Consider the following 22,583-nt stretch of genomic DNA (forward strand, 5'->3'; position numbering starts at 1 on the left):
CTTCTCTTTTCTTTAATTGATAATGATCAGATCACAGGATCGTCCAGCCGGTCCATATAGAAAGAAACATAACCCTTGATATCGAGCATCTCCGTAAACGGTTCCTCATAGGACCAGGCGAGATTGGCCTCGGTCCCGAAACTCCAGTAACTCGCCATGCCTTTATAGGGGCAATAGGTGTCCTTATCCGTCATTGCCGCTTGATCAAGGCGGACGTCTTCGGGCGGAAAATAGACCAGTGGCGGGTAATCGCCCTCCCGCAGGATAATCGCGCGGTTGCTGCGGGCGATGGTTTCCCCATGCAATGCGGCAACAAATTCCCGCTCCGGTCGTTCCAGAACAATCCGATAATCGGGGTTCTTGGCGAAACCGGGAGAGGGTTCAGAGACGTCATCCGTCATTTCTGTTTCCAAGTTTTTGTCTCCTTATCACATGGCGGGACGGGCGCTTAGTATGGCCGCGCTTATCACATGAATACAAGGATGTTTTTATTGGATTTTGGCAATCATTGGGCCGGAAAGGTCGACCGGCGCCTTTAGTGTTATTAATTCTTCTGACATTGGATGGTGAAACTCAAGGCTTTCCGCGTGAAGCTGCAACCGGTTCGCGCGTTTGCGAATGCGTGTCTCAGCATAGAAACGATCCCCAAGGATGGCATGGCCGATGGCCGCACAATGAAGGCGAAGTTGATGGGTGCGGCCGGTTTTTGGATAAAGCGCGAGCAGAGTTGCCTCATCACGCTTCTCCAGCACCCGCCAGCAGGTGAGGGAGGCTTTGCCCGTTTCCATATCGACTTTTTGCAGCGGGCGGTTCGGCCAGTCCGCTCCGAGCGGCAGGTCAATCTCTCCTTCTTCGTCTGACAGATACCCATCGACCCAGGCGAGATAGCGCTTATGGACCTTCCGAGACGCAAAGAGGAGACTTAGGCGCCGATGTTCCTCCGCGCCCTTGCCGAACAGCAATATGCCAGAGGTATCCATGTCCAGCCGGTGAACCGTGCGTGCATTGCGGTCATGCGCTTTCGCCCGCGCCTCCGCACAGTCGCTCAAATGGTCTCCGCGTCCGGGGACGGAGAGAAGCCCGCTCGGCTTGTTGAGCGCCAGCAGATGTTCATCTTCAAAAATGATGTCACTTGGCTGTGCGATCGGCGGGTCGTATGAATGCATCGGCATCATTAACTCATGCGTCCGATGACATTTTCATCAGCACAAGGCCGGAAACAATGAGCAAGGCAGCGGCAACCCGCATCGGGCTTGCCAGCTCTCCCATCACGAATATTCCGACAAGGAACGCGCCAACTGCGCCGATCCCCGTCCAGACCGTATAGGCCGTCCCGAGGGGGAGGGTGCGCATGGCCAGCGAGAGAAGCGCGAAACTCGCGATCATGGTGACGATGGTGATAACACTCGGTGTCAGGCGGGAAAACCCCTCTGACTGTTTCATGGAATATGCCCACACAACTTCAAGGAGGCCGGCGGCGACAAGGTAGATCCAGGCCATTTCATGGCTCCATCAAATGCCCGGGTCGTCCCGGAAATCATACTCATGAGAGGGTCGTCCCTTTCCCCGCCTAGATAATATATGAGTCGAAAGCGCGCAAGGGGAATTGACAGCGATAGTCAGGCGCGCTCCAGCATCACCGCATTGACCTTCGTGCGCGTGCGGAAGCCGAGATTCTCATAGACGCGAATGGCGCGTGTATTGGTTGCGAAAACCTGTAAGTACGGCTGATCCCCGCGCGCCAAAATCTGCTCCGCCACCTTCACGCAAAGCGCATGGGCGAGGCCGCGGCCAAGATAATCGGGATGGGTGCAGACGCCGCTTATCTCACTATATCCTGGATGCTTGAACCGCTCCCCCGCCATGGCGATGAGCCTGCCGTCCTCCTTCACGCCCCAGAAATCGCCGAGAAGGCGGGTGTCGCGAAGATACGGGCCGGGCTTTGTCAGCGTCGCAAGTTCGAACATATCTTTCGCATCGACCTCGGTCAGAGGCTGGATTTCAGGCGCGCTCGTTGTCGGTATCGTCAGCTTTTCCAGCAGCATCTGGCAGCCTTCCGCGGCCTTGGCGGCGCGAAGGCCATCCGGCAGGACAACCGGTGCTACCTGGATCAGGAAGAGATTCCCCTCTTCAGGCATCAGGCGGGTGAGGGAGGCAAGGCTGTCCGCGCTCTCATCCCTAACCCCGGCGAAGATACTGACAGTCGGCGTGAAGCGGCGGGCGCCGCCGTCGCCAATCGCGAAGGGGGCGTGCACGGTGGTGAGCGAGTTCCAGATCGGCCGGTCGAGAATATGGTCATCCATTTTTAATGCCCTCCTTCGTTTCCTTGACACGGGTATAGAGCGATTTTTCCTGCAGGCGGGTCTCAAGCGCGTCGAGCTGATCGAGGAGCGGACCGTCCGTGTCGGCGCAGATATCGGCAAGATGTGCCTCGATCAGGGGCCAGATCGTGCGGCGTCCGTCGGCGACCAGCATCCGGCCTTTCGCCGTCAACTCGACGCTTCTTTTCCGCTGATCGCGCGATCCGCGCCGGACCGTCACGACGCCCTGTTTGGCAAGCTGGCCGACGCTGCGGGTGACGCCGGGCTGACTGACGCCGAGCGCGGCGGCGAGATCCCCAACCGTCATCGGACCTATCTCGTCCAGCGCGGCGAGGAGGGGGTATTGCCCCGTCTGCACCGCCATACCCTCCGCGTCAATTAACTGCTGGACATCCGCCTGCAACCGATCCCCGATGCGCTTGAACCGCGTGCCGAGGGTAAGATAGCCCTTGCCGCGAACAAAATCTTCAACCATTGCCTTTCCCGATGTCGCTATATCCATAACATAAAATATAACAGGTTATATAAATTGTCAATTCCCTGAAACCGGACAGGGGCCAGGACGGCGGTTTAATGCGGTTCACCGCGAGCGGGGTATATGGTAGTCTCTTTTCATGGAGGATCCCTTCGCATTGCTGGCAAGACTGGAACTGGACGGCGTTTCCCTTGCCTATGACGATAACGGGACGGGTGCGCCGGTCGTCCTCGTCCATGGCGCGGCATCGGATATCCGGACATGGTCAGGGCAGTTACCGGCACTATCACGAAAGTTCCGGGTCATTACCTATAGCCGCCGCTTCGCCCGGCCCAACGCGCCCTTACCCGATGGCGCCGATGACCCCGTTGATGTTCATGTGAACGACCTTGCGCAACTGATGGACAAACTTAAATTAAATCCAGCGCATCTGGTCGGCCATTCCTGGGGCGGGTTGATCGTTTTGTTGCTGGCCTTGCAGAAACCGGAGAGGTTCCTGTCCATGACCCTGATCGAGCCGCCAGTCCTGCCACTGTTTACCGATGTGCCGCCAAAGTTGTCGCAGATTGTGTCGCTGATGTTCCGCGACCCGCGCACCGCCATCGCCATTCTCAAGTTTGGCGTCGGCGTCATGGCCCCTGTCGAAAAAGCCTTTAGGCGAGGGGATGACAAGGCCGCCATCGAGATATTCGGCAAGGGCGTGCTGGGGCCCGAAAAATTCGCGACATTATCAGAGGCGCGCTATGCGCAAATTTGGGAAAACCGCGCCACCGACAAGGCACAGATGTTGGGGGGTAATTTTCCTAGCCTGGATGTTGCCGAGATAAAACGCCTCACGATCCCGACCCTGCTGCTGGCAGGGGCGGAGAGTCCGCCGCTATTTCATCGGCTGTGTGAAGCTCTCTGCGATCTGCTGCCAGAAGCCGAACTTCATACTCTTCCCGGTGCCTCCCATATTGTGCAGGAAGACGCGCGGGAAGAGACGAGTGCCCGGTTGCTGGACTTTCTTAATCGGCAAGCAGGTCGCGGCTGATAATTTCCTTCATGATTTCCGTGGTGCCACCGGCAATGCGGGCCATGCGGTTATCGGCCCAGGCGCGGCAGATCGGGTATTCCCACATATAGCCATAGCCGCCATGCAGCTGCACGCAGTCATCAAGCACATCCCAGAGAACCTCCGTCGATTGCATCTTCGCCATGGCGGCGGTGACGGAATCAAGCTCGCCTTTTAGATGCGCCGCGATACAACGATCAACAAAGGCACGCATCATCACGGCCTTTGACTTGATCTCGGCGAGCTTGAAGCGGGTATTCTGGAACTCGGCGATGCTCTGGCCGAATGCCTTTCGTTCCTTTGTATACTCGACCGTCCATTCCAGCGCGGTCTCGATGCTGGTGGCGGATCGGACAGCGATGACCAGCCGTTCCTGCGGGAGCTGCTGCATCAGCTGCTTGAAGCCGCGCCCCTCGACGCCGAGCAGGTTGGATTTTGGCACCCGCACATCATTGAAGAACAGCTCCGAGGTGTCCTGCGCCTTATACCCGACCTTCTCAAGGTTACGCCCTCGCGAAAAGCCTTCGCGGTCGCCCTCGACCAGGACAAGGGAAACACCTTTGCCACCCGCATTCGGGTCCGTCTTGCAGGCAACCACGATAAGATCGGCAAGCTGGCCATTGCTGATAAACACCTTCTGGCCGTTGATCACATAGTCGTCACCATCGGCGATGGCAGTTGTCCGGATATTCTGCAAATCCGATCCTGCACCGGGCTCACTCATGGCGACGGCGGCAATCGCTTCGCCTTTCACCAGCTTGGGAAGCCAATGCTTTTTCTGTTCTTCCGTGCCATAGGCGGTGATATAGGGCGCGACAATCTCCGAATGCAGATGGAAGGAGGGGCCGCTCGTTCCGGCGCGCGCCAGTTCCTCCAGGAAGATCGCGCCAAACAGGAAGTCGCCGCCCGCGCCGCCATATTCCTCAGGTACTGAGCAACAGAGAAAGCCGCCTTCGCCAGCTTCCTGCCAGACTTCGCGGCTTACCTGGCCGTCTTTTTCCCACTGGGCATGGAAGGGGGCAATCCGCTCCTCGACAAAGCGGCGGGCGGAGGCCCGAAAGAGATTATGTTCTTCACTGAATAGTTCGCGTTGCATGATGGTTCCATCTTGTTATTGTTATTTTTATTACTCGATCCTTTATAATGCCCCGCTGTGGGGATGTAAATTATTGCTGACAGAATAGTCAATTTGATTTGGCAAATACGGACGGACCGATGCCGGTTTTTATTGCCCGCAGGAAAATAAGGATATGAGTGTTTTTAGCCGTCTATTTGATTTTTCCCTGTCGGCTCTTATTTTTTAAAAGGTTCAGGCTATGGGCTTGGATGGTAGTAGGGTGGTTTGCGTTTCTGTAACGAGACAGTAATCCTATATATTATTACTTCATAAGATATAAGTAAAAAATAGATAAATATCATTTAATTACGCAATGTTTGCTTTTCTTTGAGTATGTCAACAAAATTATTTTCAGTAGATAACCGTTATTAAAATAAATACATAATAATATGGATGTTTTTAATTATAACTATACTTTTAATAATTTGAAACATCCTGCTTTTTTTAATATTTTTATGAGTAAATAATATTTTTTGCTATCTCCATTGACGAGTTGCGCTTCGTTTCATTATGCTATGCGTTAACAAAGTCGAAAAGGATTGAAATTGCGGCATAATTTGCGTTGAACAGGAAAATTATAGTCGCAAAATGAACAAAATGGCTGCTGAAAAAATGTGACAGTCATATTATAAAAATAAAATTAACCAAGTAACCACAAATCGAAAATTTAACCTAAGATAGGGAGTTATCTCGTATGTCAGTCAAAAAGATGGATCATGAAGCGCCAGGGCGCATCCATCCCCTGATCGAAGATGTCACGGAACAATATAAGAGCGGCAAGATGGACCGCCGCGAATTCCTGAGAACATCAACACTGCTTGGCCTGTCGGCCGCCGCCGCTTATTCCATCGTTGGCATGGCAGATCCGACGATTGAAGCCAAGGCCGCCGAACCTAAGAAGGGTGGCATCCTGAAAGTTTCCATGGAAGTCCAGGAAATGAATGATCCGGCCGTCTACAGCTGGACACCCCCGTCGAATGTTGCGCGCCAGATGTGCGAATATCTTGTCATTACAGGCGCTGACAATGTGACCCGTCCGTATCTTGCGGAAAGCTGGTCTGCATCCGATGATCTCAAGACCTGGACATTCAAGCTCCGTAAGGGCGTGAAATGGCATAACGGCGATGACTTCAATGCCGATGACGTGATGTTCAACTTCACCCGTTGGCTCGATCCGGCAACCGGCTCCTCAAACGTGGGCCTGTTTGATTCCATGCTGACCACTGTCGGTGAGGGGGATGATGCCAAGAAAGTCATGACGGAAGGCGCGCTTGAAAAGGTTGATGACTACACGATCCGCCTCAATCTGAACTCGCCGGTCCTGTCCATTCCGGAAAATCTTTATAACTATCCAACGATGATCGTCCACCGTGACTTCAAGGGCAATATCGTCGAACAGCCGAACGGCACTGGTCCGTTCACGCTGGTTGAATTCGCCGTTGGGGAGAAGGCCATCCTGAAACGGGTTGACCAGCCATACTGGGGCGGGGAAGTCTATCTCGATGAAATTCATTACTTTGACCATGGTGCCGGTTCTGCCGCGCAGTTGGCCGCCGTCGCTTCCGGTCAGGTGGATATGAACTACGAATTTGACATTGCCTCTCTCGGCATGGCGAAGTCCATTCCGGGGATGAAAATCCTTGAAGCCCGGACCGCACAGACTGGTGTGATGCGTATGAATATCACGCAGAAGCCGTTTGACGACAAGCGTGTCCGTCAGGCCTTGATGGCTTGTGTTGATGCGGAAAAATTTAACGAGCTTGTCTATCAGGGACGCGGCGATGTTGGTGAACATCACCATGTGTCTCCGATCCATCCGGAATATTACCCACTCAACCGCCCTGAGCGGGATATCGACAAAGCCAAGCTCCTGCTGGCTGAGGCGGGATATCCGGACGGGCTGGAGCTGACCATCGATGTTGGTAATACCAACGGCCCATGGCAGCAGCAGGTTTGTGAAATCCTGAAGGATCAGGCTGCGGATGCGGGGATCACCCTCAACCTCAACCTGATGCCGGCCTCCAAATACTGGGAAGTCTGGGCAACGACACCGTTCGGTCTCACCGCCTGGACCCATCGCCCGCTTGGCACAATGGTCTTGAGCCTTGCCTATCGTTCCGGTGTTCCGTGGAACGAAACGGCCTATAGCAACCCCGCATTCGAAAAAGCACTCGATAAAGCGGAAGCATTGGTTGATGCGGAAAAACGTAAAGCCGCCATGGAGGAAGTTGAAAAAATCCTCCAGGATGACGCCATTATGATTCAGCCGCTCTGGCAGCCGAAATTCTTCCTGGCCAGTGAAAAGGTCATGAATGTGGAAGCGCATCCAACCCAGTACCATCAGTTTTATAAGGTTTGGCTCGACAGCTAAAATCGGGAATTGAAGATAAGGGCGATATAATATCGCCCTTATCTGTTTTTAGCGCCATTTTGCCCCGGGGGGAGCAATAATATGCTGATACTGGCATTCCGTCGATTTCTCTCAATGGCCCTGATTATGGTCATCGTCTCTTTTACACTTTTTGCCATTTTTGAATCCGATAAACTTTCCGTTGCCGGCAAGGTCCTCGGACCGTATTCAAACACAGAACAACGCGAGCTCTGGCTGGACCAGAATGGCTATAACGAGCCGTTTCTGGAACGCTATGTCACTTGGGTTGGTAATGCGCTTACGGGTGATTTCGGCTATTCTATCCAGTATAAATCCCCGGTCGCCGACGTGCTCTGGCCCCGGCTTGGGAATACCGCCATTCTTGCGGGGCTCTATATGCTCTTCATGATCCCGCTCTCCTTAACGTTGGGTGTGATCGCCGGAATGAAGGAGGGATCGATACAGGACCGGGTGGTCTCGGTGGGGTCAGTCCTCACAACATCGGTGCCGGAGTTTGCCTCTGCGACCTTCTTCTCCGCTATCTTCGTCTTCTGGTTAGGTTGGCTCCCCGGAACCTCCGCAATGACCAGCGGGTTTAGCTGGGCGGAGATATTCCTGCCTGTCTTTGTGCTGGTCATGTATGGCTTCGGCTATACAACACGCATGACCCGAGCCTCCATGGCGGAAGTCATGACCTCCCATTATATTCGCACGGCGGTGTTGAAGGGGATACCTTACCGACGCGTCATCATGAAACATGCGCTTCGCAATGCCCTGATCGCCCCCTTCACGGTGATCATCCTGCAGCTGAACTGGCTGCTCTCAGGTGTGATCGTGGTTGAGGTTTTCTTCGCCTATAAAGGCTTCGGAAAACTCCTTCTCGATGCCGCGCTGTTCGGCGATATTTTCGTGATTGAGGCCTGTACCCTGGTCGCGGTGTTCGTCGCCGTGTTCTCGCAATTCATCTCGGATATCGGCTATACGCTGCTTAATCCGCGCATTCGGTTCACATAAAGGAGGGCGTTGATATGACCGCAGAAATTCAATCAAACGATACGTCGCCCTCGGCGATGTCCAAATTCTTCAAATCAGTCGGATTGCTTCGGGAAAGCCCGATTGCCATCTTCGGGCTCTCGCTGATCCTGTTCTGGGTGATCCTCGCGATCCTCGCGCCGATCCTCCCGCTCTATGATCCGAACGCGCCGCTGGAACCCTTTAAAATGCCGCTGTCAGACGCAAGAGACGGCGGGCTTTACTGGCTCGGCACCGATCACAAGGGCCGCGATATTCTCTCACGCGTCATCTTCGGCGCACAGCAAGTCCTGATCTGGGCGACGACGGCAACGGCGGTCGCCTATATCGTCGGCATGTTGATGGGCGTTGTCGCGGGCTATCTCGGCGGCTGGTGGGATGAAGTAATTTCCTTTATTTCCAACGTGCTGCTCTCCTTTCCGGTGATCGTGCTTTACATCATCATCATCACCTATCTCGGCGCGACGGGCTTTAACATCGTGCTCGCGGTGACCTTTGCCTCGGCGCCCGGCATCATGCGTATCGTGCGTGGCCTCGTGCTCGATCTTCGAACGCGAGACTATATCTTCGCCGCCCAGACCCGGGGCGAAAGCGCCATGTATATTATGCTGGTGGAACTGCTCCCGAATGCGCGCGGGCCGCTCATTGTCGATGCCTGCCTGCGGCTTGGTTATACGACGATCACCATCGCCATGCTCGGCTATCTTGGGCTCGGCCTTCCGCCGCCAGATCCAGACTGGGGCAAGATGATCGCTGAAACCCAGCCGCTCGGCAGTTTCGCAGGACATATGGCGATTGTCCCGGCTGCGGCAATCTCGTCGCTGGTCCTCGGGTTTAACCTGCTGGCCGATGGTCTGCGCGAAATATCGATGAAGGATTAGGATTATGGAAGAACAGACACCTATTCTGGAATGCCGCAATCTTTGCATCTCCTACGATACGCGCGGCGGGGAAATCCCGGCAGTCATCGATTTCAACATGAAAGTGATGCCGGGGCAGGGCGTCGGCATCGTCGGGGAATCCGGCTGTGGCAAGTCCACGGTTGCCCTTGCCATCATGCAGTATCTCGGCTCCAACGGTTATATCAAGAGCGGGGAAATCTTCTTCCATGGCCGCGATATGCGCACCATGTCGGAGGAAGAACTGCGGGCCCTGCGCGGCTCCAAAATTGCGATGATCTATCAGGAGCCGATGGCATCCCTCAACCCCTCCATGAAGATCGGGGACCAGCTGGCCGAAGTGCCGCTCTTTCATGAGGATGTCACGGTAAGCGAGGCCAAGGCCCGCGCCCTTGAACTGCTTGAGGCGGTGAAGCTCCCCGATCCGAAGCGGATTATGGATGCCTATCCGCATCAGATTTCCGGCGGTCAGCAACAGCGCGTGGTGATTGCCATGGCGCTCCTCTCTAAACCTGATCTGCTGCTGCTTGACGAGCCCACCACTGCGCTTGACGTGACGGTGGAGCGGGGAATTGTCGAGCTGGTGAAGGAAATTTCAGCCGAATTCGGCACCGCCATGGTCTATATTTCCCATAACCTCGGGCTGATTTTGGATACCTGCGACCGGGTGACGGTCATGTATTCCGGCGAGGCGGTTGAGGACGGCACGGTTAATGAAGTCTTTGACGAGATGTGCCACCCTTATACGAGCGGCCTGTTTGCCTCCATCCCGCTGCCCGGTGCGGATAAGAACGAAAGACCGCTGGTTCCCATTCCGGGGCAGTTACCACTACCGCATCAGCGCCCACAAGGATGTTTTTTCGGGCCGCGTTGCGCCTTCTTCAAGGCGGGAACCTGCGATCAGGAAAAAGTCCCGATGCGTCCCGTCGAAGGAGAAGAAGGCCATACCGTCCGTTGCGCCCGGTTCGAGGATATTGACTGGGCAGAGGGTGATCATGAAGCCGTAACTGTGAAATCCGTGAAATCCGGCAAGATCGTGCTAGATGTGAAGAACATGAAGAAATATTATGAGGTTCGCTCAAGCTCGATCTTCTCCATGATCCGCGGTGACGCCGTGAAAACCGTGAAGGCGAACGAGAATATCAACTTCAACGCCCGGGAGGCGGAGACGGTTGCCATCGTCGGGGAATCCGGCTGTGGCAAGTCAACTTTCGCGAAGGTATTGATGGGCCTTGAAGAGGCGACGGACGGTCAGGTTATCCTGAACGGTGAAGACCTCGCCCATGTGTCCGTGCAGAAGCGGAAGGCGCGCACTGTCGGCCATTTGCAGATGGTGTTCCAGAACCCGTTTGATACGTTGAACCCATCTCATTCCGTTGGCAGCCAGATCGCCCGAGTCATTCGCAAGTTCGGGGTCGAGAAAGATCCGGACAAGGTGCGCGAGAAGGTCAATGAACTGCTTGATCTTGTGAAACTTCCGCGCGATTTTGCCCATCGCCGACCACGGCAACTATCCGGCGGCCAGAAACAGCGCATCGGTATCGCCCGCGCCTTTGCCGGCAATCCGGCGGTTGTGGTCGCGGATGAACCTGTCTCGGCGCTTGATGTGTCAGTTCAGGCGGCGGTGACGGGGCTACTTACCGAAATCCAGAACGACCTCCGCTCGACCCTGCTGTTCATCAGCCATGACCTGAGTGTTGTCCGCTATCTCTCTGATCGCGTTGTCGTTATGTATCTTGGCCATATCGTGGAGCAGGGGACGACGGATGAGGTTTTCTCGCCGCCCTATCATCCCTATACGGAGGCGCTTTTGTCCGCCGTACCGATTGCCGACACCTCGGTGGAGCAGAAGCAGATCATCCTGAAGGGCGATATCCCGTCGGCCATGAACCCGCCGCCCGGTTGCCCGTTCCAGACCCGCTGCCCGCGCAAGATCGGCAGCATCTGCGAGACGGAAATGCCGCCGGTGAAGGAGCTATCAAGCGGCCATACAATCCTCTGTCATCTGGAAGATGATGTTCTGAACGCGATGGAGCCGGTGATTGTCACCCATAGCGAGGAAAAAATCGCCTGAACCCCGACCGCAGCAATGAGAAAAAGGCGCTCTTCGGGGCGCTTTTTTATGCTCAAAACAACCGAAAAAGAGGCGGAAATTAACGGTTTCTTTATCCTGATTGGCTAAATTTCAGGCTCAACTCAATTTACGGGTGGGTTTGAAGGGTAAAAATGTCAACAGATACAAGCAATTATACAGAATTTGTTGTCCAGACGCTGTTCGATACCAAATGGCGCAGCTTCGGCCGTTATGAGGCGGAAACACCGGCACAGGATATCGCCCGCCAACTCATCGAGGAATGGGGCGGTCAGCGCGTGCGTATTCTCGGCGGGTATTTTTCCCGCAAGAAGGATCGCAACGTCTATCATGAAATTGAGATCACGGAGCGGGTCCGCTTTCGCGACACCCGTGCCTATAAAAATTCGAAATTTGCGGCGGGCAGCATGGCCCTTGGCGGGGCGATGCTCGCCGTCTTTCTGTTTGCCTATAGTATCGTGGCTCCCATGTCATCCATGGCGGACGACGGGAGAGGATCCGAGCAGGCGTCCAAGGGACAGCCGACCCAGATCGCTCCCATTGTCAAGCCCGTCAATCTGCGTGCACGCTTTACTGAAGTCATCAAGGTCCCCTATGACAAGGTGTGGGACTTCGATCGCGTGCCCCTGCGGCTGAGAGGTGCCTGGAGCACGGCTTGCAATACAGACGGAGTTGAAGTTGTCCTGGGTGAGCGGGAGCTGATCCCTTCCGAGGATGCGTCACGCACCCCCCTGACCTCCGTCTGGCAGACCGGCCAGCGCTACGGCCTAGTCCTGAAAAGCGGTTCTGTTGATATGGTGGACATGATCTCCGCTGATCGTCTGCAGAAGATCGGTACCATGAACCGCCACGGCGAGTTTACCGCCGATACCACCGGTGCCATCCTGAACCGCTGCCTCTGAAGGAACATAACCCTTTGGGGCCGACCTAACCCCCGGCACACGTCGCCCGGCTCTCCGGCTTACAAATACCCGCGAGGGCTTAGCGCCCCCTACGCCGGGTACATTTATTCGCATATATATGGAAAATAGCTGAAAGGGGCAGCCACCCCTTGTCACGTATCCTTGAGACTTATCAATGGCTCAACGTGAAGATGTATTATAGGTTATTATTGCGTGTTTTGCAAGTTTTTTTGGGATATAGGACACTGGAAGGTAATTACATGAGCCGCCCAACTTTCTGGCTCTTCTAAGAAGGAATACCTTTTCTGTTTGGATCATCGAACCATTTTTTCAAAGATTTTATAAACTTCCAAACATCATTCGATTTGGGCTTTAAATAACTTTTGCTGTTTGGATTGGAACCCATTTTTTCAAAGATTGGAATAAGCCATTGAGAACCATGGCCAGTAGCTTTTAGGTTTTTCAACCATGACTCAACCTCACCTCCGCGTACCGTGAATAACCCGTATTGATCAAGATTATCAAACAAGTTATTAGCAGCTTCCCTATCCTCATGTGCAAGAACGGCGACCCCACCATCTATTTTCATATCCTTTTCAGATTCTTCAAGTTTCCTTTTTAATATTTTTCTTTGCTCGGATAACGGGCCGTGAGAAGCCTGAGGAATATAACCACTTTTTAAAAAGCTTGTCCAAACTAGACCACCTTCTTTTAGTACATCAATATCAGTTATACCCGCTGCTGGAATACCAAGTTCGCGTAGCGGTTTAATAATTTTACGAATAGTTTGTTTGTTTTGTGCATTCAGAAAAAGGCAATTTGAGATACCTGAACTAGGCTTAAACTGAAGCAATCTTTCGTTTATTTCTTGATAAAATGCCCTATCCGTGTCTCCTTCCGTGACAACTACGTTCTCATAGAATAAACCCTCCAATACGCCTGTTGACCTGAGGAGTGGATCCCTCATAAGCAGTAGAACATCATCATTTGGCAATATTCTTGCTGTTGCGACTTTATTCTTATAGGTCAGCCTGACAATATTTAAGGGTACGCCTGATTGAATGCATCCCATTACAAAGTTAGAGCTATGCGTTGATACGAAGACCCTTTTGTTTGTACCTGCTGTAGCCGTTGCAATTTCTTTTCCTAATTTATGTGCCAAAGATGGATGTAAAAAGGCTTCAGGCTCGTCAATTAAAAGAATTTTTGGGTCACCTGCAATAATTTCAGTGATCATACCTGTAAAGGCTTTGACGCCATCACTTGCATTTTCTATTGGTTCTGCATTTGAGTGAAATTTAATAGCTTCATCATGTAGTCCGCATTCTTCACGGTTATCTTTTGGAGCGCGGTTGGAAAGCCTTGCTCTCAGGACTCCGCCTTTTGTTGGGTCAATAACGAAGTAAGAACCGAAGGCTTCCCTAATAATTCGTCTAACTTCTAACCTTTTTTCGTCATCTTTAAACAGCGATTGGAAACTGGTATGAGGGTTTTCTTGTAAATCCCCCATCCCTTGTTCGGCTACAAGTTTGATCCTATTTTTTCCGTCTAATTTGATAGTATCAAATCCTAGATACCATTGGCAAAACGACCTGGAATGATCATTTGGAGCCTGCAATGCGCTCTTTAGGAGATCTTTGTTTACAGTAATTCTTTCCTGCCTTTTGCCAACTATAGTATTATTTGGACGAACATTCTCGCCTCTACGAGGCTTTAATTTTATTTCTTCCAGTGCTTTAGTATAATTGACATCCTCAAAATCCATATTTTCAAGGATTACATTACCTGTGTTTTCTCGGCCATCCCTACAGTACTGATATATCTCAGATAGTACTTCACTCTTGCCAGAATTATTAGGCCCCACAAAAACAGTTACAGGAGTGGTATCGATTGAAAGTGGTTCCGTGTTTGGAACGCGCCCAAATTTTAAAATTATATTTTTTATCATATAGAATCATCTTAATGTTGTATCATTTAGTAATGCTCAAAAATGGATTCTACGTCTCCATTTAGGTTAGTGTACTAATCATTATACTACAGCAAGTTGGACTTAGCGTACTTCTATTTCCACCCTAACCCCCACACCAAAATACTGCGTCCCAAACACCGGCATAAACCCGCTTCTTGATTTATTTATTTTATCGGTCTTTAATCAGTCTCATAAAATACAGCGAGACATCAATCAAAAGAGGAAGCCGATGCCGTTCAAGTACAAGCTAATTGGGGTTTTCGGGAATGCTGTCCTCTCGGCCATATCTGCTGTTATTACCTTGATATTACTGTTCACCGACAAATTTGGCCCCGCCAGTGTGTTGCTGGGGTTAACGATCCTGAGCGGGATCAACAGCTATATTATCTGGCGCGCCTCTCAGCTTTTTTCGGAAGAGGAATATCTGAAGGCCGAAATCCGGAAGGAGGAATTGCGCGAACAACTGGACGAGATGACCGGCAAGCACGCGGCTCCGGACAACAAGACTTTAAACTAAATCCCCACCCCAAAATACTGCATCCCGAATATCGCGGCGAAGCCGAGCGCCATGGTGATCACGACGTTATTGGTGAGGATGGCCACAAGAAGCGCGAAGGCGGCGGCGATCCAGGTGAGGGGGCTCGCGTCGGCGAGGGAGGTGGCGACAAGGGCGACGATCAGGCAGCCCGGCAGATCATCGAGCAGGGTTTTCAGCTTCGCATTCTGCAAGATCGCCTGTCCGCCAATCAGCCCGGCAAGACGGAGGCCATAGGCCCCCACGGCGAGGAGGGCAATCAGCAGCCAGTGATCAAGGGTCATGGCAGCTCCCCCGTGTTTTCCTGCCGACGGAGGAGGGCGGCGACGGCAACACCCGCCAGACTGCCGAGCAGAATGGCATAGGCACTCTCCACTCCGAGCTTGACCAACAGGATGGTAAAGAGAAAAGTCGCGGCCCAAGGCATGAGATTGCGCGGACCCCGCCACATCGCCCGCGCCATGGCGATAAAGGCGGCAGTGAAGGCAAAGCCGAGGCCGTAGCTCGCAAGATCGGGCATCTGTTGACCCAGCAGCGCGCCGAGCGCGGTGGAGGTCGTCCAGACCGTGATCATGGTAATGCCGGACCCGATCAGGAAGGCGGCGCCGATCTTCGGGTCTTTTGCGTGGCGCGCCATGGTGAGGGCCCAGTTCTCATCGCCGGTGATATGAATGGCAATCAGCTTCTGCCAGAGCGGCGTCTCTTTCAAAATCGCGGAGAGGGACGCGATGATGCCAAGATAACGGAGGTTGAGCGCAACGCCCGCGAGCGCCGCGCCGACCACCAGCCCATCGACGGCGAACCGCTCCACCGCGACAATCTGCGATGATCCTGCATGGACGGAAAAACTCATCAGGGCGACGCCCCACCACGGATAGCCCGTCTGCGCGGCAAGAATGCCAAAGGCAAAACCATAGGCCGCCGCGCCGATGGCGAAGGGGAGAATGCTATAGAATCCCTGTTTCATGCGCGGCACAATAGCCGCGTGCGATCAGGCTGTCGAATTCCTTTTAGCGGCTCTCTCGCTCCAGACAGCGCCTGAACGCGGGGAGGTGGCGGGTTTGGGAAGAATCCCGCAAGTTTGAGAGCACATCATGGAGGGTGGCGTCCTCCGTCGCCTTGAGAAGACGCTCATACATCTCCGCATTCTCAATCTCGGCGGCGATAGCTTCCTCGCAGGCCTCGCGCAGGGTTGCCGGGACCTTTGTATCATGCGCCGCCCAGCTGTTATGGGGTGGTTTCAGGCCGAGCCGCTGATACTGCTGAAGGAGGGCCGCCGCATGGCGCCCCTCCGACTCGACAATATTCACGAACGGCTTGACCGGACCAAACGCCTTGATAATCGCGGCATAGGTTGCGCGGGCCTTGTATTCATCCTCCAACGCCTCGTCGAGGATCTTCTGTAGCTGTTCGCTCATCATTTTTCTCCGGTTAAGGTCCCTCAGCCAACGTTTGTCAGGCGGAGGTAAGGACGGATTTCATCCCAGCCCTGCGGGAAGATATCCTTCGCATCTTCATTGCTGATGGAGGGCGGGATAATAACCTTATTGCCCGGTTTCCAATCGGCCGGTGTAGCAATTTTCTTGGCGTCCCCAAGCTGGAGCGCATCAATAACCCGCAAAATTTCGTCGAAATTCCGGCCAACACTCATCGGGTAAGTCATGGTGAGACGGATTTTCTTGTTCGGGTCGATGATAAAGACACTGCGCACGGCCGCCGTTTCACTCTCGGAGGGATGGATCATCTCGTAAAGTTTCGCGACCTTCAAATCCGGATCGGCAACAATCGGGAAGGTGAGGGTGGTGTTCTGCGTGTCGTTTACATCGAGAATCCAGTTCTTATGTTCTTCCACTGTATCCGTCGAGAGGCCGATCGGTTTTACATTACGTTTCTCAAACTCATCGGCGAGCTGGGCGGTGCGGCCCATCTCCGTTGTGCAGACGGGTGTATAGTCAGCGGGATGGCTGAAAAAGAAACACCAGCTGTCACCAATCCATTGATGAAAATCGATCGCGCCATTGGTGGTTTCAACGTTGAAATTCGGGGCGGTATCGCCAATTCTAAGACTCATGCTCTTTCTCCTGTATTGGCCGTGAAAGCGGCGGTTATGCATAGACCCCATGCAGATGAACGTCATGGGCGGAATGTTTCTTGAGGATCGTAACGGCCTCTTGGCCGTGGGGCTCATCCCGGGCCCGCACCCAGAGAACCAGGCCGCCGTGATCAAGCTGATCCTGCAAATAATCTGCGTGATGTTTGTCAAGAAATGTCGCCAGAACTGTGCCGATCAAGCCACCCGCCGCACCTGCCGCGGCAACGGCGGCAATGGTCAGGGCAATCGGACCGCCCGCAACCGCCATTATTCCCGCCGTAGTGGCCGCCGCGATATACATTGGGGTTCCAATGAGGGCGCCTTCGGCCTCCCCGATTGACTCGGTGGGAATATAGGCAATTGTCGGAACGTCCGGGTTGTCTTCAAGTTCTGCCACCTTTGTATAGGCATGGCCGAGTTTTTCCTCGACAGTTGTTTCCCCAGCCAGCAGGCTAAGGTCTGCACGATCAAAGCCGGAGCTTTCAAGCTCATCTATCGCCGCCTGTAGAGACTCAACTTTATCAAAAACAGCTACGGCTTCACGAGCCTGAGATTTTACCTGATCGGACGACATAATGCTCTCCTCCTGTGGATTATGCAGAGAAGATAGAAGATATTTGGATGTCTGTTGTTGATTGAGGTCAATGGATTTGCACATTAGAGTTATTATTTTTTGATATATAGAGTGGCCCTGCAACGCCGATATATGGCGAGAGGAGAAGTTGTGTATACGGATTTCTGGATTGCCTTCCTGGCAAGCTTTCTCGCCGCCGCGGTGACGACAATCGGTCTTTACGTGATTCACCGGTTTGAGGACTGGGGTCGGCGGAACATGACCTATTTCGTCTGCTTTGCCGCAGGCGTACTGGTTTCCGTCTCCTTCCTGCATATCATTCCCAAAGCGTTTGAGATGAGTCCGAAGGCGCCCGCTTTCCTTCTCATTGGGTATCTGTTTATGTATTTCATCAATCGCTTTGTTACTGCCTTCGTTTGCGACAAACCGACGACGGCGGATTATGCCATTGGCTTGGTTCCGATGCTGGGGATCGGGTTCCATTCCTTTCTGGACGGTGCAATTTATTCAATTACCTTTACGGTCAGCACTCTCACGGGTGTCCTGACGGCGATTGGTATGGTCCTGCATGAATTTCCGGAAGGAATAATTACCTATCTTTTGCTGGTGCGGGGCGGTCTTTCCAATAGGGCCGCGTTGGTCGCGGCTTTTATCGCGGCCGCTGTGACGACACCGCTCGGCATGCTTGTCTCCTATCCCTTTATCAGCCAGATAGATGCCGATTTACTCGGCACCCTGCTTTCCTTGTCGGCGGGGGCGCTTGTCTATGTCGGGGCCAGTCATCTATTGCCGTCGGCCGAAAAAGACCCGCAGAAATATAGCTTCCTCGCCCTGACCGCCGGAATTGCCGTGGCGGTCGGTATTGTAGTTAGCAAGGGATAATCAGACCGGAAAGGTTTCGAGGAAGGCTTTCTCGCCGCGCGCGCTGAATGCGACAATTCGGGAGCTTTCAACGCGCTTCGCCCATTTAAGATCGTAAAAGCGGGTGAGGAGGGCGCTGCCCAGCGAACCGGCGAGATGGCTGCGGCGGTTGCTCCAATCGAGACAGGATTTGCATAAGGGACGCCGTAGTTTCTCAAGCGGTTCGAAATCGATCGCAAAATCCTCGAAAAAGGACTTCCCATCGTCAGTGAGGCCGAGGCCCTCGTTCTCCGGGGTGAGAAACCCTTTTGCAAGCAGGCTGTCCATCATCTGCACGCCAAGATCCCCGGCGAGGTGATTATAGCAGACCCGCGCATAGCGGAGCGCCGGATCCTTCGGGCCGGTTCTGGTTCTGAGATGGCCTTTCTTGGCGGCGAGGCCCATCATCGCCTCCAGCACACTACCAACATCATCATCGGCGAGGGCAAAATAGCGGTGCCGTCCTTGCTTGCGCTGCTGGAGCAGACCTGCCCCTTCCATCTTTGAGAGATGGGTGCTCGCCGTTTGCGGGGTTATCCCGGCTTCGCCGGCAAGTTCGCTCGCGGTAAGTGCCTTGCCTGACAAGAGCGCGGTCAACATGTTCGCACGCGCCGGATCGCCGATAAGGGAGCCTAGAAAGGCTATGTCTGGTCCTTCTTTCATAGTTCGATGGTAGACGAAGCATTTACAACGTGCAAGCGATATCATCGTGAAATCAAATTCAAGGAGAGACACATGCTTACCTGCTTTATCCGTTACCATATTGACCCGACAAAAAAAGACCAGTTCATGCAATATGCGCGAAACTGGGGGGAGGCAATTCCGCGCTGCGGCGGCGATCTTATTGGTTATTACGCCCCACATGAGGGGTCGAGCACGCTTGCCTATGGGGTGTATAATATCGAAAGTCTCGCCGCCTATGAGCAGTATCGCGCGCGTCTTGCCGCTGATCCGCTGGGTCGCGAAAATTATGAATTTGCGCAAAAGGAAAAATTTCTGCTGCGGGAGGACCGGACATTCCTCAAACTCGCGTCTGGCTAAGCCTTAAGCCACATTTTCTTTTGGCAGGAGCGAAGCGGGCAGGCCATCTTTTGCGAGGCGCGGACGGCGCATGGTGAGGAGGCGGGTCGCTTCCTCCGTCTTGCCAAGCTGCAACAACGCATGAACAAGCGTAAACTCAATCAGGTCGCGCTGCGCATTGCTGCCACCGAGGCGTTCATGGCTACTCATCAGGGGGAGGATGCCGTCAACCACCGCCTGCCAGTTCGCGCCGGCAAAGGCAGTAAAAACTTTACTGAGAATGCGCACCTGATCCGCCGCAGTGCCGGCTGTGGTTTCGCGCAGTTTTTGTAGTGCCATCTCTTGCCCAGCCATGGCGTGAGCCAGAGCAGCATGGGCATCGGCAAAACTCACCCCGGGCTCAGGGAAATGAATGCAAGCATAGTCACTGATTTCACGCCATAACGCGTCTTTCCGGGGGAGGCCCGCAAGTTCCGCACGGAACAGGAAAGAGACCATATCAGTCAGGACATTAATCGGTGGGCCCCAGGCCGCGCCGGGCCTCACCGCATCCTCAACGACTGACCAAGCGCCAGCTTCGTCCCCGAGTTCCAACGACCAGAGCGCATCATGCCAGGCGATATGACAATGCATCAGGCCTGCCGGATCGTATCCCGTCAACCAGTCACGCACAAACTCCAGGCCCGCTTTATGCTCTCCTGCCTCATAATGGTAATGCGCTTTATAGTGGGCTGCATTGGCGTTGGACGGGTTGGCGCTGTAGGAGCGCTCCAAAATTGGTTCGGCATCACTCAAACGCCCCATCTCGGCCAATGCGAAGCCATAGACGCAGTCGAACCACCAGTTTTTATCAAACGCACCCTTAATGTTATCAAAAAAGGCAAAGGTCTCCGCCTCACGCGACGCACGACCACTAAAGGCAATCAGGCTGAATACTCCGGCACAGGGCTGTAACGTGAGCATGTCACGGGGATAGTCCTGTATATGTGTCTTGATATCCCCATAGGCGCCTGCGGCATTGCCGTCAATCAGTTGCCCGATAATGGCAACATGGGCCTGCTCTCGCATTGTATAACCCGCGCCAAGTTCACGCGCCGAGATTATCGATTTAACGGCTTCCATCGGTTTGGCGTACATCTGGTGATGACGGGCGAGGGCCGCATGGGCAAGCGCGAAGGAGGGATCATGGGCAATCGCACGTTCGAACGCGGCACCGGCGCCGACCTGCGCCGCTAGAAAGAGATCCACCCCTTCGTTATAGGCATCAAGCGCCGCACGGGACCCAGTGCTCACCTCATTGCCATATTGATCCTGCATATTCCTGCTTTCCTTCGTGTTACTTCAACAAAAAGGGTAACAATATATAGCAGTTGTGTCACGAATGCTGTGATAAGAGGGAGAAATTGAGGTTTTGACCGCTATGGTCGCTTAATGAGGCCCATTTCCTCCATATAGGATTTGAACTTCAGGTCTCCAGTGACGACATCGTCCACCAAAAAACTGAACATTTCATGGCAGCATTCTTTAAGATTATCCTTGGATTTGATGTCTCGGCAGACATTCATGACCGCTTTCGCCCGCGCGAGCAGTTCCGTATGATACTCCCTGTGATGTTGCACATTCGGATATCCTACATCTTCCAGCATTTTCTCTTCGCGCTTGAAATGGGCAATAGTGAATTCGAGTAACTCTTCAAGCAATTCATTACAGAGGTCATAGGCTTCATTGTCTGCCGCGCGTTCAATTTTTTTCATGATCGCCAGCATACCGCGATGATCCTCGTCGACGTCTGTTATTCCTAACTCAAAGCTTTCAAGCCAATCAAATTTATCCAAAGCCATACCCCTCGTATCCTCGCCTCGAAAGCATGTGATCAAATTGATGCGAATTTTCCGTGGCGTTCATTGTTTTTTGGGAAATTAAGAGCCTGATTTCGAATTAAATCAATGATTTAATTGATCTTTATTTCATTTTTTGGAATATGCTAATATTAGCAATTATTGTTGATTATTATTAAATAAAAGCAAATTCTCGTGCTAAATTTTACTCCTGAAACAAGGAAAAACCAGCCTCTTTCCAGCTAATGATACCCCCTTTAAGATGGGTCACATCAATGAGGTTATTTTCCCGTAAAACGGATAGGGCGCGACCGCTTCTTCCACCTGAACGGCAATGCAGAACATAGCTTGCATTAGGATCAAGGGCGGTGATCTGTTCATCAAAATCGGGGGCATAATAGTCGATATTGATGGCATTCTTGATATGCCCTTCGTTAAATTCAGCGGGCGTACGAATATCGAGAATGATTACTTCTGGCGAATTCGCGATTATTTGGGCCGCCGCCGAGGCATCAACATGGATATACCCATATTGGTCGCGTGTATCGGCCGCGTCTGACGGCGCAATTTCCAAGAAAATGAAGGGGATGATTCCCAAAACAAGGACAACAAACCTTATCTTATTAAGAATCGGTGCCATTCGCAATTTCTCACACGTGGAAGGAGGAGCCGCAGCCGCAACGGCCTTTTTCGTTAGGGTTTTCGAACGTGAAGCGTGATTGCAGGCCTTCTTCGAGCCAGTCCATCTCGGTGCCCGCAACAAACTGCACGGCGTCATGGTCGATCAACAGGGTGATATCGCCCGTATCCACCACGGCATCGTCCGGTTTCTGGTCGGATGCATAGTCCATGGTGTAGCTGAGGCCGTTGCAGCCGGTATTGGTAATCCCGATGCGAAGGCCGAGCGGTTTTTCAGATGCCTTGCCGAGGAGCGCCTTAACACGCGTCGCGGCACGATCTGTCATTGTCATAATTTGCGTATCAGTCATATATCACCTGTACTATCAATATAGTTACGCCCCTAAAACATTCCAAGGTCTAGCCTTGCCGCATCCGACATATTATCAGGATTCCATGGCGGATCCCACAGGATTTCAACCTCGACATTCTTCACACCCTCAACCGGGAGAACCGCGTCACGAACCCAGATCGGGATTTCCCCGGCAACAGGGCAGCCCGGTGCGGTCAAGGTCATGCCGATATAAACATCGCCATTTTCCGCAATATCAACCACATAAATCAGGCCGAGATCGAAGATATTGACCGGAATTTCCGGATCAAACACCTCACGGAGGGCCGCAACGACAGCCTCCTCCAGCGGGGAGCCAGTAGTACCTTCTTCAAACGGGCCAGTTGCGGCAGGGCGTTCTATCTTGTCAATTGCCGTCATGA

General features: G+C 53.2%; 27 protein-coding genes. 9 read left to right on the forward strand and 18 right to left on the reverse strand.

The window, feature by feature from the left end; translation table 11 throughout:
* Nucleotides 1–26: 26 nt before the first annotated feature.
* From LKE13_RS13725 to LKE13_RS13745, 5 genes are all read right to left on the reverse strand, one after another.
* Entirely contained in the window at nt 27–401 is a 375-nt protein-coding gene (locus LKE13_RS13725; RefSeq protein WP_227951954.1) for a DUF427 domain-containing protein, read from the reverse strand.
* 87 nt (nt 402–488) lie between these two features.
* Complete coding sequence (locus tag LKE13_RS13730) at nt 489–1,175, reverse strand: RluA family pseudouridine synthase (RefSeq protein WP_227951955.1); 687 nt, start codon at nt 1,173–1,175, stop codon at nt 489–491.
* A 4-nt stretch (nt 1,176–1,179) separates the two neighbouring features.
* A complete protein-coding gene (gene sugE / locus LKE13_RS13735; protein ID WP_227951956.1) occupies nt 1,180–1,500 on the reverse strand; it encodes a quaternary ammonium compound efflux SMR transporter SugE in 321 nt (106 codons plus the stop codon).
* A gap of 119 nt (nt 1,501–1,619) precedes the next feature.
* Nucleotides 1,620–2,303, reverse strand: coding sequence for a GNAT family N-acetyltransferase (locus LKE13_RS13740; RefSeq protein ID WP_227951957.1), 684 nt, complete (start codon nt 2,301–2,303; stop codon nt 1,620–1,622).
* Nucleotides 2,296–2,796, reverse strand: a complete 501-nt coding sequence (locus LKE13_RS13745; RefSeq protein WP_227951958.1) for a MarR family winged helix-turn-helix transcriptional regulator — start codon at nt 2,794–2,796, stop codon at nt 2,296–2,298. The genes LKE13_RS13740 and LKE13_RS13745 overlap by 8 nt, the downstream gene beginning before the upstream one ends.
* A 139-nt stretch (nt 2,797–2,935) precedes the next feature.
* Between LKE13_RS13745 and LKE13_RS13750 the strand changes: the two genes are divergently transcribed.
* Entirely contained in the window at nt 2,936–3,829 is an 894-nt protein-coding gene (locus LKE13_RS13750; protein ID WP_227951959.1) for an alpha/beta fold hydrolase, read from the forward strand.
* On the opposite strand, the gene LKE13_RS13755 is transcribed toward LKE13_RS13750, so the two are convergent.
* Complete coding sequence (locus LKE13_RS13755) at nt 3,804–4,949, reverse strand: acyl-CoA dehydrogenase family protein (RefSeq protein WP_415776540.1); 1,146 nt, start codon at nt 4,947–4,949, stop codon at nt 3,804–3,806. The two genes, LKE13_RS13750 and LKE13_RS13755, sit on opposite strands and share 26 nt — an antisense overlap.
* Before the next feature lie 712 nt (nt 4,950–5,661).
* On the opposite strand from LKE13_RS13755, the gene LKE13_RS13760 reads away from it, so the two are divergent.
* The 5 genes from LKE13_RS13760 to LKE13_RS13780 all read left to right on the forward strand — a co-directional run bounded on the left by LKE13_RS13760 (nt 5,662) and on the right by LKE13_RS13780 (nt 12,263).
* Entirely contained in the window at nt 5,662–7,338 is a 1,677-nt protein-coding gene (locus LKE13_RS13760) for an ABC transporter substrate-binding protein (RefSeq protein WP_227951961.1), read from the forward strand.
* An 81-nt stretch (nt 7,339–7,419) separates the two neighbouring features.
* A complete protein-coding gene (locus LKE13_RS13765; RefSeq protein ID WP_227951962.1) occupies nt 7,420–8,352 on the forward strand; it encodes an ABC transporter permease in 933 nt (310 codons plus the stop codon).
* Nucleotides 8,353–8,366: 14 nt separating this feature from the next.
* A complete protein-coding gene (locus LKE13_RS13770; RefSeq protein ID WP_227951963.1) occupies nt 8,367–9,251 on the forward strand; it encodes an ABC transporter permease in 885 nt (294 codons plus the stop codon).
* Nucleotides 9,252–9,255: 4 nt separating this feature from the next.
* Nucleotides 9,256–11,343, forward strand: a complete 2,088-nt coding sequence (locus LKE13_RS13775) for an ABC transporter ATP-binding protein (RefSeq protein WP_227951964.1) — start codon at nt 9,256–9,258, stop codon at nt 11,341–11,343.
* A 152-nt stretch (nt 11,344–11,495) separates the two neighbouring features.
* A complete protein-coding gene (locus LKE13_RS13780) occupies nt 11,496–12,263 on the forward strand; it encodes a hypothetical protein (RefSeq protein ID WP_227951965.1) in 768 nt (255 codons plus the stop codon).
* A gap of 286 nt (nt 12,264–12,549) precedes the next feature.
* Here the strand turns inward: LKE13_RS13780 and LKE13_RS13785 are convergent, their stop codons facing one another.
* The gene (locus tag LKE13_RS13785; protein ID WP_227951966.1) at nt 12,550–14,211 is read right to left on the reverse strand and encodes an ATP-dependent nuclease; all 1,662 of its coding nucleotides are present in this window, start codon (nt 14,209–14,211) and stop codon (nt 12,550–12,552) included.
* 250 nt (nt 14,212–14,461) lie between these two features.
* Here LKE13_RS13785 and LKE13_RS13790 point away from each other — a divergent pair, with 250 nt between their 5' ends.
* Nucleotides 14,462–14,749 carry a hypothetical protein gene (locus tag LKE13_RS13790; protein WP_227951967.1) on the forward strand — a complete coding sequence of 96 codons (288 nt, stop codon included), beginning with the start codon at nt 14,462–14,464 and terminating at the stop codon, nt 14,747–14,749.
* Here the strand turns inward: LKE13_RS13790 and LKE13_RS13795 are convergent.
* Genes LKE13_RS13795 through LKE13_RS13815 form a run of 5 tightly spaced genes read right to left on the reverse strand, consistent with a single transcriptional unit; the run spans nt 14,746 to nt 17,433 of the window.
* Nucleotides 14,746–15,051: an AzlD domain-containing protein gene (locus tag LKE13_RS13795; RefSeq protein ID WP_227951968.1), complete on the reverse strand. Its 306-nt coding sequence runs from the start codon at nt 15,049–15,051 to the stop codon at nt 14,746–14,748. The genes LKE13_RS13790 and LKE13_RS13795 overlap by 4 nt on opposite strands.
* Nucleotides 15,048–15,734 (reverse strand): AzlC family ABC transporter permease, encoded by a 687-nt coding sequence (locus LKE13_RS13800; RefSeq protein WP_227951969.1) that lies wholly within the window; start codon nt 15,732–15,734, stop codon nt 15,048–15,050. The genes LKE13_RS13795 and LKE13_RS13800 overlap by 4 nt, the downstream gene beginning before the upstream one ends.
* 43 nt (nt 15,735–15,777) lie before the next feature.
* The gene (locus LKE13_RS13805) at nt 15,778–16,185 is read right to left on the reverse strand and encodes a ferritin-like domain-containing protein (protein WP_227951970.1); all 408 of its coding nucleotides are present in this window, start codon (nt 16,183–16,185) and stop codon (nt 15,778–15,780) included.
* 23 nt (nt 16,186–16,208) lie between these two features.
* Nucleotides 16,209–16,838 (reverse strand): peroxiredoxin, encoded by a 630-nt coding sequence (locus LKE13_RS13810; RefSeq protein ID WP_265334911.1) that lies wholly within the window; start codon nt 16,836–16,838, stop codon nt 16,209–16,211.
* Nucleotides 16,839–16,872: 34 nt separating this feature from the next.
* Nucleotides 16,873–17,433, reverse strand: a complete 561-nt coding sequence (locus LKE13_RS13815) for a hypothetical protein (protein WP_227951971.1) — start codon at nt 17,431–17,433, stop codon at nt 16,873–16,875.
* Nucleotides 17,434–17,583: 150 nt separating this feature from the next.
* Between LKE13_RS13815 and LKE13_RS13820 the strand changes: the two genes are divergently transcribed.
* Nucleotides 17,584–18,315 carry a ZIP family metal transporter gene (locus tag LKE13_RS13820; RefSeq protein WP_227951972.1) on the forward strand — a complete coding sequence of 244 codons (732 nt, stop codon included), beginning with the start codon at nt 17,584–17,586 and terminating at the stop codon, nt 18,313–18,315.
* Here the strand turns inward: LKE13_RS13820 and LKE13_RS13825 are convergent, their stop codons facing one another.
* The gene (locus tag LKE13_RS13825) at nt 18,316–18,996 is read right to left on the reverse strand and encodes an ArsR/SmtB family transcription factor (protein ID WP_227951973.1); all 681 of its coding nucleotides are present in this window, start codon (nt 18,994–18,996) and stop codon (nt 18,316–18,318) included.
* A 72-nt stretch (nt 18,997–19,068) separates the two neighbouring features.
* On the opposite strand from LKE13_RS13825, the gene LKE13_RS13830 reads away from it, so the two are divergent.
* Nucleotides 19,069–19,374, forward strand: coding sequence for an NIPSNAP family protein (locus LKE13_RS13830; RefSeq protein ID WP_227951974.1), 306 nt, complete (start codon nt 19,069–19,071; stop codon nt 19,372–19,374).
* Nucleotides 19,375–19,377: 3 nt separating this feature from the next.
* Here the strand turns inward: LKE13_RS13830 and LKE13_RS13835 are convergent, their stop codons facing one another.
* The 5 genes from LKE13_RS13835 to LKE13_RS13855 all read right to left on the reverse strand — a co-directional run bounded on the left by LKE13_RS13835 (nt 19,378) and on the right by LKE13_RS13855 (nt 22,581).
* Nucleotides 19,378–20,670 carry a hypothetical protein gene (locus tag LKE13_RS13835; protein WP_227951975.1) on the reverse strand — a complete coding sequence of 431 codons (1,293 nt, stop codon included), beginning with the start codon at nt 20,668–20,670 and terminating at the stop codon, nt 19,378–19,380.
* A 101-nt stretch (nt 20,671–20,771) separates the two neighbouring features.
* Nucleotides 20,772–21,194 carry a bacteriohemerythrin gene (locus tag LKE13_RS13840; RefSeq protein ID WP_227951976.1) on the reverse strand — a complete coding sequence of 141 codons (423 nt, stop codon included), beginning with the start codon at nt 21,192–21,194 and terminating at the stop codon, nt 20,772–20,774.
* A 202-nt stretch (nt 21,195–21,396) separates the two neighbouring features.
* A complete protein-coding gene (locus tag LKE13_RS13845) occupies nt 21,397–21,831 on the reverse strand; it encodes a rhodanese-like domain-containing protein (protein ID WP_227951977.1) in 435 nt (144 codons plus the stop codon).
* 10 nt (nt 21,832–21,841) lie between these two features.
* The gene (locus LKE13_RS13850; RefSeq protein WP_227951978.1) at nt 21,842–22,180 is read right to left on the reverse strand and encodes a HesB/IscA family protein; all 339 of its coding nucleotides are present in this window, start codon (nt 22,178–22,180) and stop codon (nt 21,842–21,844) included.
* Nucleotides 22,181–22,212: 32 nt separating this feature from the next.
* On the reverse strand, nt 22,213–22,581 hold the full coding sequence (locus tag LKE13_RS13855; protein WP_227951979.1) for an SUF system Fe-S cluster assembly protein: 369 nt from the start codon (nt 22,579–22,581) through the stop codon (nt 22,213–22,215).
* Between the last annotated feature and the right edge of the window lie 2 nt (nt 22,582–22,583).

This window comes from Sneathiella sp. HT1-7 (assembly GCF_020731145.1).
Classification (GTDB): domain Bacteria; phylum Pseudomonadota; class Alphaproteobacteria; order Sneathiellales; family Sneathiellaceae; genus Sneathiella.

Excerpts from the sequence above, each read along its gene's own strand:
- LKE13_RS13725 (WP_227951954.1), bottom strand. The coding sequence starts at position 401 with ATGACGGATGACGTCTCTGAACCCTCTCCCGGTTTCGCCAAGAACCCC.
- LKE13_RS13730 (WP_227951955.1), bottom strand. The coding sequence starts at position 1,175 with ATGATGCCGATGCATTCATACGACCCGCCGATCGCACAGCCAAGTGAC.
- sugE (WP_227951956.1), bottom strand. The coding sequence starts at position 1,500 with ATGGCCTGGATCTACCTTGTCGCCGCCGGCCTCCTTGAAGTTGTGTGG.
- LKE13_RS13740 (WP_227951957.1), bottom strand. The coding sequence starts at position 2,303 with ATGGATGACCATATTCTCGACCGGCCGATCTGGAACTCGCTCACCACC.
- LKE13_RS13745 (WP_227951958.1), bottom strand. The coding sequence starts at position 2,796 with ATGGTTGAAGATTTTGTTCGCGGCAAGGGCTATCTTACCCTCGGCACG.
- LKE13_RS13750 (WP_227951959.1), top strand. The coding sequence starts at position 2,936 with ATGGAGGATCCCTTCGCATTGCTGGCAAGACTGGAACTGGACGGCGTT.
- LKE13_RS13760 (WP_227951961.1), top strand. The coding sequence starts at position 5,662 with ATGTCAGTCAAAAAGATGGATCATGAAGCGCCAGGGCGCATCCATCCC.
- LKE13_RS13765 (WP_227951962.1), top strand. The coding sequence starts at position 7,420 with ATGCTGATACTGGCATTCCGTCGATTTCTCTCAATGGCCCTGATTATG.
- LKE13_RS13770 (WP_227951963.1), top strand. The coding sequence starts at position 8,367 with ATGACCGCAGAAATTCAATCAAACGATACGTCGCCCTCGGCGATGTCC.
- LKE13_RS13775 (WP_227951964.1), top strand. The coding sequence starts at position 9,256 with ATGGAAGAACAGACACCTATTCTGGAATGCCGCAATCTTTGCATCTCC.
- LKE13_RS13780 (WP_227951965.1), top strand. The coding sequence starts at position 11,496 with ATGTCAACAGATACAAGCAATTATACAGAATTTGTTGTCCAGACGCTG.
- LKE13_RS13785 (WP_227951966.1), bottom strand. The coding sequence starts at position 14,211 with ATGATAAAAAATATAATTTTAAAATTTGGGCGCGTTCCAAACACGGAA.
- LKE13_RS13790 (WP_227951967.1), top strand. The coding sequence starts at position 14,462 with ATGCCGTTCAAGTACAAGCTAATTGGGGTTTTCGGGAATGCTGTCCTC.
- LKE13_RS13795 (WP_227951968.1), bottom strand. The coding sequence starts at position 15,051 with ATGACCCTTGATCACTGGCTGCTGATTGCCCTCCTCGCCGTGGGGGCC.
- LKE13_RS13800 (WP_227951969.1), bottom strand. The coding sequence starts at position 15,734 with ATGAAACAGGGATTCTATAGCATTCTCCCCTTCGCCATCGGCGCGGCG.
- LKE13_RS13805 (WP_227951970.1), bottom strand. The coding sequence starts at position 16,185 with ATGAGCGAACAGCTACAGAAGATCCTCGACGAGGCGTTGGAGGATGAA.
- LKE13_RS13810 (WP_265334911.1), bottom strand. The coding sequence starts at position 16,838 with ATGAGTCTTAGAATTGGCGATACCGCCCCGAATTTCAACGTTGAAACC.
- LKE13_RS13815 (WP_227951971.1), bottom strand. The coding sequence starts at position 17,433 with ATGTCGTCCGATCAGGTAAAATCTCAGGCTCGTGAAGCCGTAGCTGTT.
- LKE13_RS13825 (WP_227951973.1), bottom strand. The coding sequence starts at position 18,996 with ATGAAAGAAGGACCAGACATAGCCTTTCTAGGCTCCCTTATCGGCGAT.
- LKE13_RS13830 (WP_227951974.1), top strand. The coding sequence starts at position 19,069 with ATGCTTACCTGCTTTATCCGTTACCATATTGACCCGACAAAAAAAGAC.
- LKE13_RS13835 (WP_227951975.1), bottom strand. The coding sequence starts at position 20,670 with ATGCAGGATCAATATGGCAATGAGGTGAGCACTGGGTCCCGTGCGGCG.
- LKE13_RS13840 (WP_227951976.1), bottom strand. The coding sequence starts at position 21,194 with ATGGCTTTGGATAAATTTGATTGGCTTGAAAGCTTTGAGTTAGGAATA.
- LKE13_RS13845 (WP_227951977.1), bottom strand. The coding sequence starts at position 21,831 with ATGGCACCGATTCTTAATAAGATAAGGTTTGTTGTCCTTGTTTTGGGA.
- LKE13_RS13850 (WP_227951978.1), bottom strand. The coding sequence starts at position 22,180 with ATGACTGATACGCAAATTATGACAATGACAGATCGTGCCGCGACGCGT.
- LKE13_RS13855 (WP_227951979.1), bottom strand. The coding sequence starts at position 22,581 with ATGACGGCAATTGACAAGATAGAACGCCCTGCCGCAACTGGCCCGTTT.